Origin of the sequence: Treponema sp. Marseille-Q4132, from assembly GCF_014334835.1 — a bacterium.
Classification (GTDB): domain Bacteria; phylum Spirochaetota; class Spirochaetia; order Treponematales; family Treponemataceae; genus Treponema_D; species Treponema_D paredis.
Map to the genome: position 1 here is coordinate 2,563,868 of NZ_CP060591.1, position 18,458 is coordinate 2,582,325.

Consider the following 18,458-nt stretch of genomic DNA (forward strand, 5'->3'; position numbering starts at 1 on the left):
TTATTCTGTCAAGAGGTACTGTGAAAAAAAACATATTTTTTCGCCGCCCTTATCGTACCGCCGAGAGAGCGGGCTTATAAAGGGTTTGATCGATTTTCGGAATATAAAGGAGAGTGCCGAAAAAGCCCGTTGCTTTTTCGGCGATGCTCAGTGCGCGGCAAAAAACGCGCCGAAAGATTTTACGATGCCTGCTCCCGCGATAAAGGTTCCGGCCGAGCTTCCGAGGGTGGAAAGCAAAAATACGAGGAGTACGCGAAGGATGCGGTTGCGGTACCAGCCTTTTATGCTTGTCGCATCGGTTTGAAGATTTTCCATGTCGGATACTTTCGGTTTGCAAAAATACGCCTGCACGACGCCCGTGACGAGTCCGACGCCGATGACCGGTGTGAGAGACGTGATCGGAGCTCCTACGGCTGCAGAGACAATCGTAATCGGGTGTCCGCCGGCAATAAGCGTGCCGAGCGCCGCAAGAGAAGCGTTCCACAAAATCCAGCTTCCGATCATTTCGCTCCCGACGTGTTTTCCGCCGAGCGCAAAACCGAGGGCGACAAGCGCGATTATCGCAATCGGGATGATCCAGCCTGCGTATTTTGAAAGCCCCGTTTTCGGCGGCACTTGATCGATGTCGCTCGTGTCGGTCGTCTCGTCGCCTGAAGCGATTTTTTTCAAATGCGCTTCCACGCCGGGAAGATGCCCCGCGCCGAGGACGGCAAGCACTCTTTCGCCGTTCGCTTCCCAAATGCGAGATGCGAGATAGCGGTCGCGCTCGTTTATGAGCACTTCCTTTACAGCGGGCAAATACTCTGCAAGCTCCGTCATCATCGAATCCATTTCATTTGATTTTTTCAGTGCTTCGATTTGTTCGGGCGATATCTCTTCTTTGTCGAATGCGCTTGCGATAAGCGCGGAAATCAATTTGCTTTTTCCCCACAGCGAATTTCTTACCCATGCGCGACGCAGTGTCACGGCTATAGGCCGGTCGACCATGACCGACGGAATGCCCAGTTCTGCAGCCGTGTTCATTGCGGCGAGCATTTCATCTCCGGGTTTTACGCCGACGTTTTTGCCGAGCCGCTTTTGAAAAGAAGCGAGTACCAAATTCGCCAAAAGTAAAAAACCTTCTTTACGTTTCAGTACCGCGATGATGTCGAGTTTGCGGTAGCTTTCGGGATCGGTCATGGAGCGGCTGCGCTTTTCGTCGAGTTCGATAGCGACGCAGTCGGGCTTTTGCTTTTTAATCGCGTCCGTCACTTCTTTGATGCTTTCGTTTGAAACGTGCGCCGTTCCGAGCAGCGTGATCGTCCGTCCGTTAAGGGAAATTGTTTTTTGCGTATTGCTCACTTTCCGAGGCTCCATTCGGCAAGCCGGTATTCGAAAAACATCGGCGCCTGCATTTTAATAATTTTCGAATAATATTCGTTTGCTATTTTTGCCGAACCTTTGAGTTCGTAGAACAATCCCATGTAGTACCACATTCTGCCTCGCTCGGACGGTTTGTCGATTTTATCGATTTTCAGGCGGAGCGAATTTTCCGCGTTGAATCCTCCCTGATCGTGATAGAGACGCATCATTTCGTAGGCGAGAGAAGTGCGGTCCAAAGAGCGCATTGCCTGTGCTAAAAATTTTTTACAGTCGATGAGGTTTTTCGCTTTGAGATAGGAAGCCGCCGTCATGAGCGCGTAGGAAAAGTCGTTTTTGTCGTATGAGTACGCTTTTTGAAATGCGGCCCGCGCTCTTGCCCAGTTGCCTTCGTGCCACTCGAGCAGTCCGATATCTTTGTATGCGTAAAAATAATCGGGATTCGTTTCGGCAACTTTGTAAAAATCGGCGAGCGCTTCTTTGTATTTTTTTTGTTCATCGTAGAGTTCGCCCCGATACACGTACGCGAGAAAGTAGGCGGGATCGAGGGCTATAGCCTTTGTCCACGCCGCTTCCGCTTCTTCGAATTTGCCGCGGTAACGGAGGTATGTGCCCCAATCGAGGTAAAAATCGTAATTGGAATCGTCGGCTTCGATCGCCTTTTCTATGTATGTGGATGCGCGAAGATAATTTTTATCGTCGGCTGCGATCTTTCCCAAATACGAGAGGGCAAGCGCGTGAGAAGCGTCCTCTGCAAGGATCGCTTCGAAAGATTTTTTCGCTTCGGCCGTGTCGCCGATGTAAAACGCCGTCTGGGCGAAACCGAAAAGCGCATCGATATTGCCGCTCTCTCTTTGCAGCGCTCTTTTATACGCGGCGTTTGCGAGTTTGAATTTGCGTGAAAGAGCGTATTGTTCTGCAAGCGCAATGTTTGCCTGAGCATTGTTCGGATCGGAAGCGAGAAGACGTTTGATAAGCGAATCCGCTTTTTTTCTGTCTCCCGCCGCAAGAGCCGTGCGCATATTGAGTTCGATCACGTCGATATTGTCCGCGTCCCGTTCCAAAAGCGCTTCCCCCGCCTTTTTCGCTTCTTCGGTGCGTCCTGCCGAAAGGAGAAGCGATGCACGGAGTATTTCCAGCTGCACGTTTTCTTTGAGTTCATCGGGAAAATTTTCAAAAGCTTTGAGTGCGCCCTCCGTATCTTTTACCGAAAGAAGAGCCTGCAGTTCCCGAACGAATGCGACGTCCGCGGGAACGGGCTGCTCTTCGTTTTGAGCGACGGATGATGCTTCGGGAGCGGAAGGAGTCTCCTGCGCTTCGGCCGTTTCCGTTTCGCGCTCCGGAAGAATCGTTTTTGCCGCATCGGACGGCTCTTTTACGGATGGAACCGTTTCTTCTCCGGAAACGGCTGAAGTCTCTTGCCGTGCGGGAAGAGACGGCTCTGCGCTTCTTTCAGGAGTTTTTTCCGGCTTTGGCGTACTTACGCACGATATGAACGATATGATGAGTGCTGCCAGGAATATGCCTGCTATAGGGCGGCTGCGAGATTTTTTCATCGTGTGTTCCTTAATTGTTTTCTCGTAATATAATACATAAAAAAGAGGAAAATTACACCGGTTGCAATTCCTTGCGCCATTGGTTAAACTGTCGTCAATGCATAGGAATATTGTCCGGAAGTCACTTGGGCTTCTTTTTACGTATATCGTTATAATTGTCGGCATTTTTATGCTGCAATTTAGAAGCGATTCCGTTATATCCGAAAGGATCGGAAATCTCCGCATATCGCTTGCCGAAACGAAGGGCGACGACGGCGCTACTGTTTTGAAAAATCGGATGACCGCATCGTTTAACGGTATCACTTTTACGGCCGACGACACTCATCCTCTCACCCTTGCCGTGCGCGGCGAACGCGGCCGCCGGAATCTTGCGCTCATGTCATGGAAAAAGCCGAATTCCCGTTCCTGTGAATTTGCGTTCAGCGAAGGCGTTTCTCTTTCGTTTGCCGTAAGCGGAAGCGGAGAAGGAGAGCGCTTGACCGTGCACGCCGTTCTTCCGGAAAATGCGGACGACGTACGCCTGCATTATGAAATCATGTCGGGTGCGGCCGTCGTTTCGGAAACGGACACGCACGTACAGCTCGATATCAGAAACAGCCGATGGGAATTCGAAGCGGCGGAAATATCGGGCGGTACGGTTTCGTTCGGCGGACGAGGAACCGTGGCTTCGTATTCGTATTACGATGCGACGAAAAAATTCTCGTTTGAAAATACATCTCGGTTCGCATCTGCTGAACGCAGCGTGTATTCGACAACGATCGCTTCGTTCAAACAAAATTTAATAACGGCTTTTACTTCTCAGCAGGATATCACCGAGCAGGAAGCCGTTTCGTTTGTCGCGGCTATGTCCGAGCGCGGCCGTTACAACGATGCGATCAACGCGGTGCCTTCTTCGTTCAGGCGCGGCGTACAACGCACCTATCTTTCATCTCCGTACTTCGATTCGCTTGCGACAATGAACCGGTCGCTCGAACAGCAGATGTCGGGCTTCCGCGATATCGTCGCACAGAATACGATCGATGCGTTTGCCGTTTCCGGCATCGTCGATTATATGTGCATGCATCCGGCTTCAAATGCGGTCAGAACGCTGCTTTCGACGGGAGCGGCGGTCGGTGCGAACTCGATTACCGTTTCACAAGCCGCTTCCGTTCTTTCGGCCTACGATTCGTTCCTTGCCAAAAATGCCGAGCTCGCGTCGATCCTTCATCCTGCAGCTCAAGTCTGCATCGATAAAATTACCGAAGCCTGTTCGGCCGAAAACGAAAAGATTACGATTTCCGAAAACGGCGCTTTCGTTTCGGTTATCCAGGCGGCCGAAATCGGAGATGCCCTCGTGCGTTACGGGCGCGCATCGGGAGAAGTAGCGATCGAGCGGGGCGGTTACGTCATTTTGAATTCGTATCTTGCCGAAAGCGCTTCATTCGATCTTCGAACGCTTGCTTCTTTATATCCGATCGTCGTACACGACAATCCCTATTATCCGCACTTTGCGCTCCTCGGTTTCGACGGCGGCAATGCGGTGTGGGCGTGGACCTGTGCCGCGAATATGACCTATGCGAACGACGGCAGGGGAACCGTTACGGTTACGATCGATTTTCCGCAGTCCTATACGCATTACGTTATCATAAACGGCATACAGCGATTCAGAACCATCTATATTTACGATTTGGCATTCCGCACCGACCCGCGTTTTGAAACCTATAATTCTTCGGGCTATGTGTACCGTGCCGATACGAATACGCTGCTTTTAAAGTCGCGTCACAAATCGCAGATAGAGACGATACGCTTTATCTATTCGGATGCGGCGCGCGAAGCTGCCGAACGCCGGACGCTTACCGAAACCGATGCGGCAGGCAACGTCATCGCACCTCCTCCCGAACCGCGGCTTCCGGCAAGCGCGCTTCCCGAAGGCAATATTCCGATGTCGACGGGCAACGCCTCTCCCGAATCCGCAGAGTGACGGCGGCGCCGAGCGGAAGTTTCCGTGCGATTTTTGAAAGACGCGTATCCGATTCTGCCCGTTTTTGCTTTTATTCGGCGGTTTCGGCTTTCAAATTATAAAAAAATCTCTATTTTTATAAAAAAGATTTTGCCTTTTTATAAAAATGTGATATACTGGTAAAGACTACTTTCGTACAGCAGTTGCAGGAGCACAAGTGAATAAGCACGATTTTCCGAAAATTCATTTTTACGATCAGGATTTTGTAGATATTTATAATAAAACGTGGTCGATGCTTGCAGATTTTTGGATCGACCCTGCGACATCGAAAGAATCGCTTTCCGGCTGTTTTTTATATCCCGAAAGCGGCAAGAGCGTCATCGATCAATTCGAATCGATTTTCTCTTCTTTTTTTCTCGTGTATTCGAACCGCAATTTCAACGCAAGTCAAAACATCGATTACTTTTACAACAAGCAGGAAAAAGACGGCGCGATCCGCTGGAGATACGACGCGAAAACCGGAAAGCCCATTCTGCCGAAAACGAATCCCCAAGGAGCGGGTATGCCGCTTTTTGCATGGGCGGAATTCAACCTCTACCATAAATCCGCGAACAAGCGGCGCATAAAAGAGATCATGCCGAAACTGCAAAAGTACATGACATGGCTCGACGAAACGTTTAAGCAGGAAAACGGTTTGTATGCCGTTCCTTTTTCCGCGAGTACGATGTTCAACTCTCCGCGCGAAAAAAGCGTATACCCCGTCGATTTCAATGCGGCTATGGCGATCAACGCATCCCACATGTCGGCACTCGGCGATATCCTCAACGATAAAGATTTGAGTTTCCAATACAGGCGCATGTACTTTTCGATCAAAACGCGGATCAATTCTCTTATGTGGGACGATGCGACGCACTTTTACCACGATCTCAACAAAGACGGAAACCGTTTGAGCGAAAAAACGATAGCGGGTTTTTGGCCGCTTCTCGCCGAAATCCCGAACGCCGATAAAGCGGAACTGCTTATCTCCCACTTGAGCAATCCCGAAACTTTCGGTACCGATCATCCGTTTCCGACGCTTTCGGCCGACAGCAGATCGTTTAAAAAATCGGGTGAAGGGTTTTGCGGCAGCGTGTTTCCCGCGTTCAATTTTATGGTCGTCAAAGGACTCGAAAAATACCGCCACTATGAACTCGCGCGCGAGTGTTCCATACGCCATCTCTACTATATCCTCGAAGGGCTTATGCCGAATAATCCGAAAGAAAAGGGCGATGTGTACGAAGCGTATTTGCCGACAAAAGAAGGCAAAGCTTCCATGTCGAAAGACGCAAGTTTTCCGCGTCCGCACTATCTCATCACCGTCGGTCTTTCGACGATAGCGCTGATGATAGAAAACGTCATCGGTCTTTCGATAAGTCTTCCGCGCAAAACGGTCGACTGGATTATCCCGAATCTCGAAATTATGGGTATCGAAAACCTGTCGCTCAAGCGAAACCTCATAACGATATTGAGCAACAAAAGCAGCCGCGGCTGGGAAATCCAAATGGAAAGCGAAAAGCTTTACTACTTTACGATCAATATCCTCGATCAAAAGAAAAAGACGCTGCCCATTCCGTCCGGCAAGTGTTCCATGCTTATCGACAAATTATAAACGCCTCGAAAAGCCTTCCGTTTTTCGAGGCGTTCTGCAGCCGAGAGGAGCTTGCTGTATTTTCAAAAGCGGATCGATCCGTCTCAGACAAAAAGCGAATGCGTCAGCTGATGGAGTGGTGTTTTTGTTTGAACTTTTTCAGCATTGCGACGGCGTTCCGTTTACCGTTAAAGACAAAGCCTCCGTTCCAGTACTCTACCGCTGCAAAGAGTGCGTTTCCGCCGTCGTGTTCGTCGCTTGATGCCGTGCGGAATGAAACGTAGTTTGCAAGGTCTTCAAAATTCTGAGTACGCAGGCATTCGATTCTTTTGCGGTTGAATTCGTTCCACTTTTCGAGATTTTTAAAACCTTCGCCTTCGTCCTGCACGATAAGGTGCGCATGGGTGGGGCTGAACGAATACCAGACGGTCACTTTTTTATTCATGTCGCAATTGTTGCCGTGTTTGACGGCATTTTTGATCACTTCGCTTATCTGCTGTTCGAGCAGGTTCAGCTCTCTGATTTCCGTCGGCGCCGACTGGACGATGAGGAGCGTAAAGTATCTAATCTGTCTGAAATCCGACGGAAAGGTTTTTACGAGCATGTTTTCCGTATTGAAGAGGGGATCGTTGTCGTCCGAGTGAAGTTCTTTTATTGCTTCTTCGCGTGCCATTGTGTAAACTCCTTTATTAAATTTTCGTTTTGCAATAAGTTCGTATAACGGTATTATTTAATTTGGCTTATGAAAAACGAGCGGAAGCGCCGATTATCCGCCTTCCGCTCATGAATCGTATTTTTGCAAGATAAGCGCTTTATTCTTTTACCATTTGCAGCGCATCTTCGATGCTGTTTGCGATCGGAAAATATCCCGTAAGCTTTGTCAGTTCGATGACTTTTTTTACAGAGCCGTGGATATTCGCAATGGAAAGGTGCAGGTTCATCTTTTTTATCGTAGAGCAGATATAGATGAGTGCTCCGATTCCCGACGAATCGATATAATCGACCTGTTCCAAATTGATGATGAAAAACTTGACGTTTTTTTCCAGCATTTTCATGACAAGCTCTTTGAGCTTGTAGGAATTGTACAGATCCATCTCTCCGTTTACGTCGATGATATAGATGTCGCCGTTTTTGCGGATTTTCAGTTCCATAAAATACGCTCCTTCCTAATTCATTTTATCTTTATAATCAAAAGGCTTTGATCGTCGTATTGCTGTGCCCCTGCCGAATGCCGCTTTACATCCGCTTTTACGCGTTCGGCAATTTCCGCTCCTGCAAGCTCGTGATTTTCTTTGATGACTTGCATGAGGCGCGATACGGAATATTGTACACCGGATTCGCTCAAGCATTCAAGCAATCCGTCCGTACAGGTTACAAGGATGTCTCCTTGTTCGAGCTGTAATATTTCATCGGCAAAATTCGAAGTTTTTTCGACGCCGAGCGGTTCGTTTTGTTTTGACAGCTGCGACACTTCGCCGTTTTTCGCCCGGTAGACGAGTACGGGATTGATACCGCTCGTCGAAAGTTTCGTTTCCTTTGTCAACGGATTATAGTCGATGAGCGCGATGCTCGCAAAGTGATCTTCTATGCCGCTTTCCGCACACAGTCCGCGGTTGATCCATTTTAAAATAGCGGCAGGGCTTTGAGGCGACGGTGCGATCATGCGCAGCATCGTGCGGATCATCACCATGACGCTGAACGAGTTCATGCCTTTGCCGACGACATCCGCCATGACGAAGAGCGTGCGGTCTTTACGTACCGCCAGGATGTCGTAGTAGTCGCCGCATACGTTTTCGTTTTGTACCGACCACGCTCCGAGCGATATGCCGGCCATTTCCGGAATTTTTTCAAGGATGATCTTTTTTTGAAATTTTGCCGCAGTATTGCCTTCTTCCGTGAGACTGCGTTTTTCGCTGTAGTCGAGAAAGCTCAAAAGAGAGCGGAGAGCGGAAGATGCGGCATCGGTAATCGTTTTTGCATGTTCGAAATCGATTTCGGAAAAGCTTTCGTTTTTCGGATCCCGCGACAGCGCCGAAACGCCGACGGTTTTGCCTTGTATGCGGATCGGAACGCAGATGTAGCTGCCGCATGCGAGAAAGTCTTCCGGTCCGTTTTGATAAATGCGCGGGTCGTGGGTGGAATCTTTTATAAGCACCGCTTCGCCCGAAGACGCGACTTCTCCGAAAAGGGTTTCGGAAAGCTGGAACTGCATATAGCGGAAATTCGCTTCTACCCGTACCGGTGTATGCGGCAGCGTATCCGGCAGTTTATACGGAGGCGGAAAAGAGCCTTTCATGGAACGGACGGTGAGAAAGTTGTCGAATTCGTCCGACAGGAGGATGACGCAGCCGTCGGCTTTGACCGTTTCGGTGAGCTTTGCGTTGAAGTAGTCGAGAAATTGATTTAAGCTGTCGTCCTGCGAAAAAAGCTCGGCGGCTTTTGCGGCGAATTCTTCGTTTGCCCCGAATTTTTTTTCATACGATATGTTTGCAAGCGAGTCGTATTCGACTTTTTCGTGTACTTCGGGAGCTTGCTTTTTTTCCCGTTTTTTCGGATCGCCGAATGCAAGAATGATAAAGTAGGGCAGGAGAAAGAGTTCCGAAACAAAAAAAGCGGAAACGAAATAGATGCCGCTCGACGAACGGAACATACGGATGAGACCTGCAAAAAGGATGCCGAGCGCGATATAGAGTACAAAACTTGCTTTTGCCGTATTTCGGTAGCGTATGACGACCAGCAGCGCGAATAAAATTGCGAGCAGGACCGCCGCTCCTATAATCGGAATGTGTATAAACGACTCGATTGAATACAATTTTTAACTCCACGTAAAATTACGATTATTTTACTATTTTATCATCGAAGCTCTAAGAGGTCAAGGAGATTTTATTTTCCATTTAAATATGATGCGTCCGATTCCGTTTTTTATGCGGGAGACGAAATTTATGCCTTTACTGCGCGTAAAGGAGCGCACCGCATCGTTGAGTTCCACGTCTTCTCCGAATTTTTTCCGAAGCTCTTCCCAGTACAGCATAATCCATACATACAGATCGCTTTTCGTATGCGCTCTGAAATAACGCATGACGTGTCCGTCGTCTATCGTTTTGATGATCGGAAGATAGACTTCGTTAAACCACGAAGTGATCGCGTCGGTAATCGCCATATCCGTATTTTCTTTTTTTTCGACGTACGCTTTATGCGTCAGGATGTGATTGTAGATGATATCGTACTGTCCGGTCGACGTAAAATCGAGCGTCCAAAAATCGGTGATGTCTCCGAAATTCGTTTCGGTATAAAAGACGCGCTTTTCATACGAGATGATTTCTTTTATCATCGATTTGAGCGTATAGGCGGGCTTCAGTTTTATTTCGCTTTGCAGTGAAACGATTTCCGCATCGATGAATTCTATACCGCGCGCTTTTGCGACCGAAACCCGATGATTGCCGTCGCGCACAAAATAGAGACCTCCGAGTTCGTATACTTTTATCGGTGGAAGGATGATCGATTCATATTGCGCTTCATCGACGTGTTTCCATCGTTCGCGCAAAAATCCGCTTTTCGGAAAAAAACGATTGTCGAAATCTTTGTAGCGGCCTTCGCTTCCGACGATCTTGTCGATCGGGATCGTCTTTAAACCGATATAGATTTCGTCCTTCGGTTTTAAAATCGATTTTATTTCGGAAAACGAAATGAGAGATGCTTCTTCGGGATTTAGAAAATGCTGTATTTCGTTGAAAAGCGCTTTGCTACGGGCTCTGTTGAAATCTTCTTCCGTCTGCAAGGCAAATATGCTTGCTTTCATTGTGCCGCTCCGGTTTTCGGAAAGTCGATAAGCCAGTGCGCGTATGCGTTTACGACCGTCGTCGTGCCGGTTTCAGTAACGCGCTTCGTACGTATGTCGTAGAGATGAATGTGTCCGTGCACGAGGTAGGCCGGTGAAAATTTTTTTATAAACCAGTTAAAGCATTCGAAACCGATATGGCACGGATCTTCTTTGTCGTGGATACCTCTCGGAGAAGCGTGCGTCAAAAAGATGTCGAGGTATCTGCCGTAGCGAAGTTTGTTCCATATGAGCGAAGGGATCATTGCGATGAGACGGCGCTTCATTTCTCCTTCGCTGTACTGGTTGAGACCGTTGTTGTATTTTCGCGACCCTGAAACTCCGGCGATAAGGAGCGGCGTCATTTTTCCCGTTACGGGATCGGTAAACGAAAGCGCTTTATCGCGGATAACGCGGAAGCCGCAGTATGCCGCACCGTGTCCGTGCGCATCTCCCCTTTTTTCCGACGGCGCCGCGACACCCGAATGGTAATAATGAAATTCGTTTAAATTGTGATTGCCGAAAATAAAAAACGTCGGCTTATTAAAAATCGAAACGATAAAATCCACGTAGTCCATCGGAAGATCGCCGGCGCATAAAATCATATCTACGTCGGCAAACAGCGAAGAGGCATTTTGATTGTAGATGAGAGGATCGATCATATCCGAAACGCAAAGTATTTTCATTGTATACCCGATTTTTTGAGCGCCTGTTCAAGCTGTTCTTTGCCGATGAGTTCGATTTGTCTGTTTTCCGAAAAAGCGCGTGCGCTTCGCGAAAAATCCGAACTTGAAAAAATATATGCGCGTGAACAGTTTGCCCCTTTGAGATCGTCGAGCGCCTGCCGTACGACAGAATCTTCGAGCGCTTCGGAGGTGCGGTAAAAACGCAGCAAGTACGATTGTTTTCTGCCATTCATCCAATCCCCGCCGCGATCGGATGCGATGATTTGGCAGCCCCATTTTGCCGCATCCGAACGGCGGACGGTAAAGGACAGCGCGTTTTGCGCGATCTTTTCACACAGCGCGGTAAAGTCGCCGGACGGGCACGTAAGATAATCTTTGAGAGCATCGTTTGTCCGCACATCTTTATATTTTTCGAGCTTTGCAGCGACATCACGGAATGCATGGTTTTTTTTGTAGATGATTTCCCACTGCTCTATAGCTTTGTCGATTCGGCGCATCGTTTCAAAGCACGAGGCCATGCAATAGCGCGCGTGGAGCGTTTCCTGTTTGACGCCCGCTTTATCCTGTTCGATCGCGCGGGCGAAATCGATGAGCGCGTTGTCCGGTCTGCCTGCGAGCATGAGGCACACTCCGCGTTCGATGAGCGAGCGTTCACGGTATTCCGAACTGCGCTGCGCTTTTTCAAAAGCTTTGACGGCGTCGGCATAATTTTTATTTTCTTTTAATATTTTTCCGAGATAATAATAATTTCCGTATGCTTCGGGATTCAGTGAAAGGGCGAGATCGATTTCTTTTTTCGCTTCGTCAAATTGTTTTTCGTTTGCGAGGAGGAGAGCGAGGGATGCGTGTGCTTCGGCATGGCGTTTATCGAGTGCGGCCGTTTTGCGGAACATCGAAAGCGCGGCATCGGTGCGGTTTTGTTTTTCGTAAATTTTCCCCGCGTTATAATAGGCGTCGGCGTTTTTCGGATCGAGCTTTGTGAGTAAAAGAAATTCACGCAGTGCGTTTTCTTCCTGATTGAATTTCAAATACAACGAAGCGATATCTTTTCGAAACGGAACTTCGGCGATGTCGTCTCCGAAGACGGCATTTTCATTTACGGTTTTGTATTCCATGAGCGCAAGTTCCGCTCTGTTTTCCGCAAAGTAGACTTTACCGAGATAATAGTGTACGAGATAATTTTTCGGATCTTTTGCGAGTATCTGTTTTGCCGATTTTTCAGCTGCGGAAAGTTTTTTTTGTTTTATGAGTTTGAGGATGTTTTCGGCGCGCTTGGGTGCGAGCAGGGATTTTACGAGGAAAACCAGCAGTCCGGCGATAAACGCTGCGAGAGCCGCAATGACCGCAATTTGAATCGGTTCCATTGTAAAATCCTCCTCTTTAAAATCGGGTAAAACGGGCTTTTGCAAAACTCCGTTTTACTGTATAATAGAGTAGTAGATTTATTAAACTCTGTCAAATGTCCGATAATTATATCGATATAATTACCGATTGCATATCGGATATGGGAGCGGTGGAGTGAAGCGGACGAACGGCGCTGTATTTTTTTTATTGTTTTTCGCGGTATCGCTTTTTGCCGAAAGCGAAGGCGAGCGCCTCTTTAAATCGAATAATCCTGCAGCCGCCATTCCGCTGTTTGAACGGGAGCTTGCGTCGGGAACGCTTTCGAGCGCGGCGTATAATTATCTCGGACTTTCGTATTATCAAACGGGGCAGTACGATAAATCCGTCGCGGTATTTGAAAAGGGACTTTCCGTACCGGGTACCGATAAAAAAGTGCTCGCATACAATGCCGGAAATTCCGCTTTTGCCGCAGGAAATTATGCGAAAGCCGACGAGTGTTATTCTCTCGCTCTTGCAGCATCTCCCGATTTTACAAAAGCGCTTTTAAACCGTGCGAACGCGAGACTCAACCAGATGCGTCTTCAGGATGCGCTCGGCGATTATGAAACTTATATCGTTCGAGTGCCCGGCGATCCGCAGCGTACGGAAATAGAGCGCGTCATTGCGCTGCTCCGAGCCGAACTTGCCAGAAAAGAAGAAGAAGCGAGAGCTGCCGCGGCTCTCGAGCAGGCGAGAAAAGCTGAGGAAGCGCGTATGCGTGCGGAGCAGGAGAGGATTGCCGCCGATAAGGCCAGGCGCGAAGCCGAAGCGAAAGCGGCTGAAGAAGCGCGCAAAAAGAAACTGCTCGAAGACGTGGCGAATTCGCTTCGAGCGACAAATACGGAAAATATGTCGGGCGGAGCGGAAGATACGCTCGGCTATGAATCGGAACCGGAACTCGATTAATATTGTTGCGGGTGCGGTATATTTTCAGCAAAGGAAAGGGATATGGCTAAGACAAAGACCACTGAAAAAACGGCAAGCGCTAAAACGGCGAAAAAAGCGCCGGCGGAAAAAACGGCAAAGTCCGCTGCCAAAAAAACGGCCGAAAAACCGGCTGCAAAAAAAGCCGTTGCGAAAACCGCGGAAAAAGCGGCTGCGAAAAAGACAAGCGTAAAGACTTCGGTAAAAACGGCTGTGAAAAAAGGCGATGTGAAAACGGCGGCAAAAGCGGGCGTAAAAAAGGCCGATACGAAAACGGCTGTAAAGACCGCGCCGAAACCGGCTGTTAAAAAAACCGCCGTAAAGGCTTCCGGTAAAACTGCGGTAAAAACAACCGCAAAAACGCAGAGTGTAAAGACGGGCGGCGAAAGCGTGCGTTCGAAATCCGCCGCAAAAAAAACTGCAGCGGAAAAATCTCTCGTAAGTGAAAAAACGGTTTCCGCAAAAATAACCGAAAGCGTCGATGCGGCAAAGGCTCCCGTTTCAAAGCCTCTCTTTTCGGACGTGAGCACGGCTTCGTCTCATACGGACGAACAAAAGCCGGCTGCCGAAAAAATATCGTTTACGGATTTTTCCGGAGTAAGCAAGCCCGTAAGCCGAGCCGTTTCAGAAAGCGAATCCGAAAAAAAATTGAATAAAAAAATCGTTATCGCAATTATCTGCGCGGCAGTCATCATCGCCCTTATCGCGGTTTTTTTTTAAATAAATCCGGTTTGCCGGGGTCGAGCGCGAGCGCACGGGGCGATACGCTCTCTTCCGTTCAGCTCTACATGGACACGGGCGAATACGATCGCGCACTGGATCTGCTCGAAAAGCTGCTCAAAAAAAATCCCGATGATGCCGAAGCTCGGCGGCTGCTCGACGAACTGCATGCGTTGAAGAGTGCAAAGTCCGGCGACGGGGCCATGCAGGACGAGCTTGCTCGAAGTACGGCGGAAGCTCAGCGGACGCAAAAAGAACTTGAAGAATTGATTGCCCGCGGACAGAATTCTCCGCTTTCACAGAATGGGGCTTCCGGTTCCGCGCAGCGTCCGGGAGAACGCACCGCATCGGCGGAGACTTCGGCCGACAAAAATGCGGCGCAGCAAAAGCTGCGAGAAGCCGAAGAAGCCGCCCGGCGCGCACGGGAAGCGGAAATCGCCGCGGAAAAAGCGGCGGCTGCCGCGGCGGCGCGCGAACGGAAAGCCGAAGCTGAAAAAGCCGCTCAAGCGCTTGCAGCGCAAAAGCAAAGAGAAGCGGCCGCGCGTAAAGCGGCCGAAGAAGAACTTGCGCGCAAAAACCGAGCGATTCAAAGAGAAATCGACGGCGTAAACGGCGAAATCGCGCAGGGCAAATCCGATTTGACGGCAAATAAAATCGACTCCGCCCTCAATCATTTCGGCAAAGCGCAAAAGATGCTGCCGATTTCCGCAGGCGAGCCGCTTTTTTCAGGCAGCAAAAATTCCGAAATGGCGACCGCCCTTTACGAAGCTTCGCAAAACGCGGCATCGGATGCCGATAGAAAAAAACTCCGCGATGCGGCCGTAAGTTATGCCGAAGAATCGATCCGAAAGACACCGAACGATGCCGCAGCTCACTACGTACTGGGCATGACGGCGATGGATGCAAAAAATTATCCGAAAGCGCTCGACGAACTTTCCAAAGCGGTGCAGAACGATCAATCGAATGCTCTCTATCACTATAATCTCGGACGGGTGCAGTATCTTTCGCGCCGCTACAGCGACGCGCGTTCGTCGTTTCAGAGAAGCGTCGATTTGGACGGACGCTTTGCACCGGCTCAATACAATCTCGGTCTTGCAAATTTGAGGACCGGAAACGAATCCGAAGCGCTGTCGTCATTCCGCCGCGCGCGGACGACCGATGCGAATTACGAAAAAGCCTACCTTGAAGAAGCGCGCCTTCTTTCAAAACAAGGCGATCAAAACGGTGCCGTCAAAGCCTATAATGCCGTTCTCCGCATTAACGATGTGAACGGCAACGCGCTGCGCGAACTCGGTTCCGAGTACTACGCGATGGAAAATTACGCCGCATCCGAAAACTGCTATCGCCGCGCGCTCGCGCTTTTGAGTCCGACGGAAGAAGACCCGACGACGTATTACAATCTTTCGGCGACGCTGTATGCGGAGCGTAAAGATGCCGAAGCTATCGCCTATGCGAAGCGCGCGTATGCTTCGAAGGCGTCGCTCGGTAATACCGCTCAAGCGAACGTAGTATACAATTATGCGCTTATGCTGCAGGACTCGGGTAAATTCGAAGAAGCGATTCCGCTCTATCTTGAAGCGCTGCGCTTGAATCCGAATCATGAAAAATCGAAAATCAACCTCGGAAAGATGTATCTCGAAATGAATCCGCCCGATGTCGACACTGCGCTTCGGCTTTTCAAGCAGGCCTACGATGCGGACAATAAAAGTTTCGAAGCGAACAATAATCTCGGAAGCGCATACCTCGCAAAAAAAGATTATAAAAATGCGATTAAATTTTATCAAAATGCGCTGCGCCTCGATCCGTCAAACAATACGGTACGATCGAATCTCGCACAAACTTACGCAAGCGACGGTCAGTTCGACAACGCGAAAACGACGTATACCGAGCTGATCAAGCGCGACGGAACGAATTGGGATGCCTATGTGGAGCTTGGAAAAGTATGTATGTCGACGGGAGATACTGCGGGCGCGGAACGCTATTTGAGCGAAGTGCAGGCCAAGCGTCCGAATCACCGCCAGGCGGAAGTGACGGAACTTTTGTCGGCGCTTCGAAGCGGCGGTATTCAGGCAAAATAGCAAGCGGGAATTTCAATGTTAACACTGATTAATTCGCATTCGAATTAATCAGTGTTTCCTTAGGTGCGCTTTACGAGGGCGAAAAGTTCCGCCCTCGTAACCGCCGTCCACACCGGTCTTCCGTGCGGACAGTGCGGGTCGGGGAGGGCGAGCGCCTTTTCCGCCAAATCCGAAGCGGTCGCATCGTCAAGCACATAGCCGTCTTTGACCGCCGCTTTGCACGCGGTCATTGCGGCTATCTGTGAAATGACGTCTTCGGGTGCGACTCTCTTTTCGAGGAGGGCGCGGTACAAATCGTTTTCGCTCCCCTTCCAGCGCTCCGGCACCGATCTTATCTCCCACACGCCGTTTCCTTTGTTTTTCGCCGCGATACCCGCTTTTTTCATCTCTTCCCGTATGCGCGTCAAATAAATATCGTCCGCGGCGTTTTGCGTGACTATTTCATAGGGCACGAGGAGTTTTTGGCTTTTTCCCTGATTTTGCATAATAGCGTCGTAGAGGAGCCTCTCGTGAGCCGCGTGCTGATCGATGATATAAAGCGTATCGCCTTTTTCCGCGACCAAAAAAGTGCCGAGCGCGCTTCCGAGAAAGTGAAAGTTTTCGTTTACCGTTTTGATTTTTTCGGCTGCGTTTTCGACGTCGTACGGTTTTGTTTTATCTGCCGCGTCGCTTGCCGAATCATCCCCCGTTTCGCCGAACGAAAGCGCTTTTTTTGCAAGTTCGAGCGGTACGTCCCGCGCTTCGTGGTTTATCGAATAGCGCGCTTTGTATGCATCGGTTTTATATTCGCGGGCGTAGGGATTCGTAAAGTCGCCTGCGCCCCGGTGCATGACGATGCGCGAAAAATCTTTCGCCTGCCGCCCCGAGTCTTTGTTTTTTCCGTAGGATATGCCTTTTCCGCCGGCCGTATCGAAAGCACCCTTACTGCCGGCGCTCGTATGCACGCCGAGCTCATCGTTTTTTCGAAGAGCGTATAAGCTTCCACTTTCTTTGCCGTCCGCACTTTCGGCGGGTGCGTTTCCCGTATCGAAATCGAAAGATTGAAAATTATTAATTGCGTCGCCGCGGTCGTTTTTCATTTCGCGCAGAGTGTATTGATGAAAAAAGTTCCGCAAAGCTCCGCTTACGCCGTGGTGCAGGCTTGCGATGTCGCGAAAGCGCGCTTCTTTTTTTGCCGGGTGAATATTGAAGTCGACGAGATCGCTTTTCATCGTGACGAAGAGGGCGGCTGCGGGATAGGTGCCGTTCGGAAAATAACCCTGACCGCCGTACTCGATCGCCTGTACGAGCGAATACTCGGTAATCCTTCTCCCGTTTACGAAGATGTATATGTCTTTTTTATTTGCGCGCGATACGCCCGGTTCTCCGATGACACAGGTAAAACTCCAGTCGGGATTTTCTCCGCCCGAAGAGCCTGAGATTTCGTAAAAGAGAGAAGCGTTTTCGGAAGGGAGCGCCGCTTCTACGAATCGATTTTTTAAACTCGTGCCCGCTTCGAGCGTTATGCGCCGCTCGCCGTCCGCGGTAAACGAAAATGCTATGTCCGGACGTGCAAGCGTCTTTTCGATAAACGTGTTTTTGCACATGAGCGCTTCGGCTGCAGGGCGTTTTAAAAATCTTCTCCGCGCGGGAAAGTTTTCAAAAAGACCTTCCGCCTGCACGATCGTACCCTCAGTCGATGCACTCCGTTCGATGATGTGATCTTCGGTTACCGATGCCCGCATTTTCCAGCCGCCCGATATGATCGAAAGGCGGCATACGGCGGCAATCGACGAAAGCGCTTCTCCTCTGAAGCCGAGCGTCGTCAGGCGCAAAAGATCGGTTTCCGTTTCGATTTTGCTCGTCGCGTGCGGACGCGCACAGTTTTGCAAATCGCTTTTCGTCATGCCCGAACCGTTGTCGACGACGCGCACTTTTTCGATGCCGCCCGAATCGATTTCGACGGCGATGCTGTCCGCACCCGAATCGACCGCGTTGTCCATGAGTTCGCGCACAATCGCATTCGGCCGGTCGATGACTTCGCCCGCCGCAATTTTTCTTGCGACTTCGGCGGAAAGCTTGCGTACCGGTTTTGCATCGCTCATTGACGCGTGCCCTCTTGCGGAGCGCCCGCCGTTCCCGTCGCTTCATCGGCGCCCGAAAAGAGATCGAGTTCGGGCGTATCCGCGCTTTCGGGTGCGGGTTCGTTCATGAGCATTTGGATCTTTCCTTCGATCCTGTCGATTTCGGCTTCCATGCCGCGCGCGAGTTTTATGCCCATTTCGAAATCTTTGAGCGCATCTTCGAGCGATATGTCGTCGCGCTTGATGTCGGCGGTAAGCTTTTCAAGCGTTTCAAGGTTTTTTGCAAAATTTTTCATGACGGACTCC

At 49.8% G+C, this 18,458-nt stretch carries 15 protein-coding genes; 5 read left to right on the plus strand and 10 right to left on the minus strand.

Going from position 1 to position 18,458, the window contains the following annotated elements:
* Positions 1-147 precede the first annotated feature (147 nt).
* Together H9I35_RS11630 and H9I35_RS11635 are read right to left on the minus strand one after the other, a co-directional pair.
* The gene (locus H9I35_RS11630) at positions 148-1,341 is read right to left on the minus strand and encodes a TraB/GumN family protein (protein ID WP_252722668.1); all 1,194 of its coding nucleotides are present in this window, start codon (positions 1,339-1,341) and stop codon (positions 148-150) included.
* Positions 1,338-2,915, minus strand: coding sequence for a tetratricopeptide repeat protein (locus tag H9I35_RS11635; protein ID WP_187419519.1), 1,578 nt, complete (start codon positions 2,913-2,915; stop codon positions 1,338-1,340). Before H9I35_RS11635 ends, H9I35_RS11630 begins: the two co-directional genes overlap by 4 nt.
* A gap of 169 nt (positions 2,916-3,084) precedes the next feature.
* Between H9I35_RS11635 and H9I35_RS11640 the strand changes: the two genes are divergently transcribed.
* Together H9I35_RS11640 and H9I35_RS11645 are read left to right on the plus strand one after the other, a co-directional pair.
* Positions 3,085-4,875 carry a hypothetical protein gene (locus tag H9I35_RS11640; protein WP_187419520.1) on the plus strand — a complete coding sequence of 597 codons (1,791 nt, stop codon included), beginning with the start codon at positions 3,085-3,087 and terminating at the stop codon, positions 4,873-4,875.
* Between the two features lie 196 nt (positions 4,876-5,071).
* Entirely contained in the window at positions 5,072-6,502 is a 1,431-nt protein-coding gene (locus tag H9I35_RS11645) for an MGH1-like glycoside hydrolase domain-containing protein (protein WP_187419521.1), read from the plus strand.
* Between the two features lie 103 nt (positions 6,503-6,605).
* On the opposite strand, the gene H9I35_RS11650 is transcribed toward H9I35_RS11645, so the two are convergent.
* From H9I35_RS11650 to H9I35_RS11675, 6 genes are all read right to left on the minus strand, one after another.
* Entirely contained in the window at positions 6,606-7,154 is a 549-nt protein-coding gene (locus H9I35_RS11650) for an ATP-binding protein (protein ID WP_187419522.1), read from the minus strand.
* A 139-nt stretch (positions 7,155-7,293) separates the two neighbouring features.
* Positions 7,294-7,632, minus strand: a complete 339-nt coding sequence (locus H9I35_RS11655) for an anti-sigma factor antagonist (protein ID WP_016521480.1) — start codon at positions 7,630-7,632, stop codon at positions 7,294-7,296.
* Between the two features lie 20 nt (positions 7,633-7,652).
* Positions 7,653-9,293 carry a GAF domain-containing SpoIIE family protein phosphatase gene (locus H9I35_RS11660; RefSeq protein ID WP_187419523.1) on the minus strand — a complete coding sequence of 547 codons (1,641 nt, stop codon included), beginning with the start codon at positions 9,291-9,293 and terminating at the stop codon, positions 7,653-7,655.
* 60 nt (positions 9,294-9,353) lie between these two features.
* A complete protein-coding gene (locus tag H9I35_RS11665; protein WP_187419524.1) occupies positions 9,354-10,280 on the minus strand; it encodes a transcriptional regulator in 927 nt (308 codons plus the stop codon).
* Positions 10,277-10,984 carry a metallophosphoesterase family protein gene (locus H9I35_RS11670; protein ID WP_187419525.1) on the minus strand — a complete coding sequence of 236 codons (708 nt, stop codon included), beginning with the start codon at positions 10,982-10,984 and terminating at the stop codon, positions 10,277-10,279. Before H9I35_RS11670 ends, H9I35_RS11665 begins: the two co-directional genes overlap by 4 nt.
* The gene (locus H9I35_RS11675; protein WP_187419526.1) at positions 10,981-12,348 is read right to left on the minus strand and encodes a tetratricopeptide repeat protein; all 1,368 of its coding nucleotides are present in this window, start codon (positions 12,346-12,348) and stop codon (positions 10,981-10,983) included. The genes H9I35_RS11670 and H9I35_RS11675 overlap by 4 nt, the downstream gene beginning before the upstream one ends.
* A gap of 154 nt (positions 12,349-12,502) precedes the next feature.
* Between H9I35_RS11675 and H9I35_RS11680 the strand changes: the two genes are divergently transcribed.
* From H9I35_RS11680 to H9I35_RS11690, 3 genes are read left to right on the plus strand one after another with little or no spacing between them, the layout of a single operon-like run.
* The gene (locus tag H9I35_RS11680) at positions 12,503-13,273 is read left to right on the plus strand and encodes a tetratricopeptide repeat protein (RefSeq protein WP_187419527.1); all 771 of its coding nucleotides are present in this window, start codon (positions 12,503-12,505) and stop codon (positions 13,271-13,273) included.
* A 42-nt stretch (positions 13,274-13,315) separates the two neighbouring features.
* On the plus strand, positions 13,316-14,011 hold the full coding sequence (locus H9I35_RS11685; RefSeq protein ID WP_187419528.1) for a type VII secretion EssA family protein: 696 nt from the start codon (positions 13,316-13,318) through the stop codon (positions 14,009-14,011).
* Positions 14,012-14,022: 11 nt separating this feature from the next.
* Positions 14,023-16,089: a tetratricopeptide repeat protein gene (locus tag H9I35_RS11690; protein ID WP_187419529.1), complete on the plus strand. Its 2,067-nt coding sequence runs from the start codon at positions 14,023-14,025 to the stop codon at positions 16,087-16,089.
* A gap of 59 nt (positions 16,090-16,148) precedes the next feature.
* On the opposite strand, the gene mutL is transcribed toward H9I35_RS11690, so the two are convergent.
* Positions 16,149-18,173, minus strand: a complete 2,025-nt coding sequence (gene mutL / locus H9I35_RS11695; protein WP_187419530.1) for a DNA mismatch repair endonuclease MutL — start codon at positions 18,171-18,173, stop codon at positions 16,149-16,151.
* Positions 18,170-18,448, minus strand: a complete 279-nt coding sequence (gene xseB, locus H9I35_RS11700; RefSeq protein ID WP_187419531.1) for an exodeoxyribonuclease VII small subunit — start codon at positions 18,446-18,448, stop codon at positions 18,170-18,172. Before xseB ends, mutL begins: the two co-directional genes overlap by 4 nt.
* Positions 18,449-18,458 lie beyond the last annotated feature (10 nt).

What these genes read in the sequence shown, in the direction of transcription:
- H9I35_RS11635 (WP_187419519.1), bottom strand. Translation starts at nt 2,915, where the DNA reads ATGAAAAAATCTCGCAGCCGCCCTATAGCAGGCATATTCCTGGCAGCA.
- H9I35_RS11640 (WP_187419520.1), top strand. Translation starts at nt 3,085, where the DNA reads ATGCTGCAATTTAGAAGCGATTCCGTTATATCCGAAAGGATCGGAAAT.
- H9I35_RS11650 (WP_187419522.1), bottom strand. Translation starts at nt 7,154, where the DNA reads ATGGCACGCGAAGAAGCAATAAAAGAACTTCACTCGGACGACAACGAT.
- H9I35_RS11655 (WP_016521480.1), bottom strand. Translation starts at nt 7,632, where the DNA reads ATGGAACTGAAAATCCGCAAAAACGGCGACATCTATATCATCGACGTA.
- H9I35_RS11665 (WP_187419524.1), bottom strand. Translation starts at nt 10,280, where the DNA reads ATGAAAGCAAGCATATTTGCCTTGCAGACGGAAGAAGATTTCAACAGA.
- H9I35_RS11670 (WP_187419525.1), bottom strand. Translation starts at nt 10,984, where the DNA reads ATGAAAATACTTTGCGTTTCGGATATGATCGATCCTCTCATCTACAAT.
- H9I35_RS11675 (WP_187419526.1), bottom strand. Translation starts at nt 12,348, where the DNA reads ATGGAACCGATTCAAATTGCGGTCATTGCGGCTCTCGCAGCGTTTATC.
- H9I35_RS11685 (WP_187419528.1), top strand. Translation starts at nt 13,316, where the DNA reads ATGGCTAAGACAAAGACCACTGAAAAAACGGCAAGCGCTAAAACGGCG.
- mutL (WP_187419530.1), bottom strand. Translation starts at nt 18,173, where the DNA reads ATGAGCGATGCAAAACCGGTACGCAAGCTTTCCGCCGAAGTCGCAAGA.
- xseB (WP_187419531.1), bottom strand. Translation starts at nt 18,448, where the DNA reads ATGAAAAATTTTGCAAAAAACCTTGAAACGCTTGAAAAGCTTACCGCC.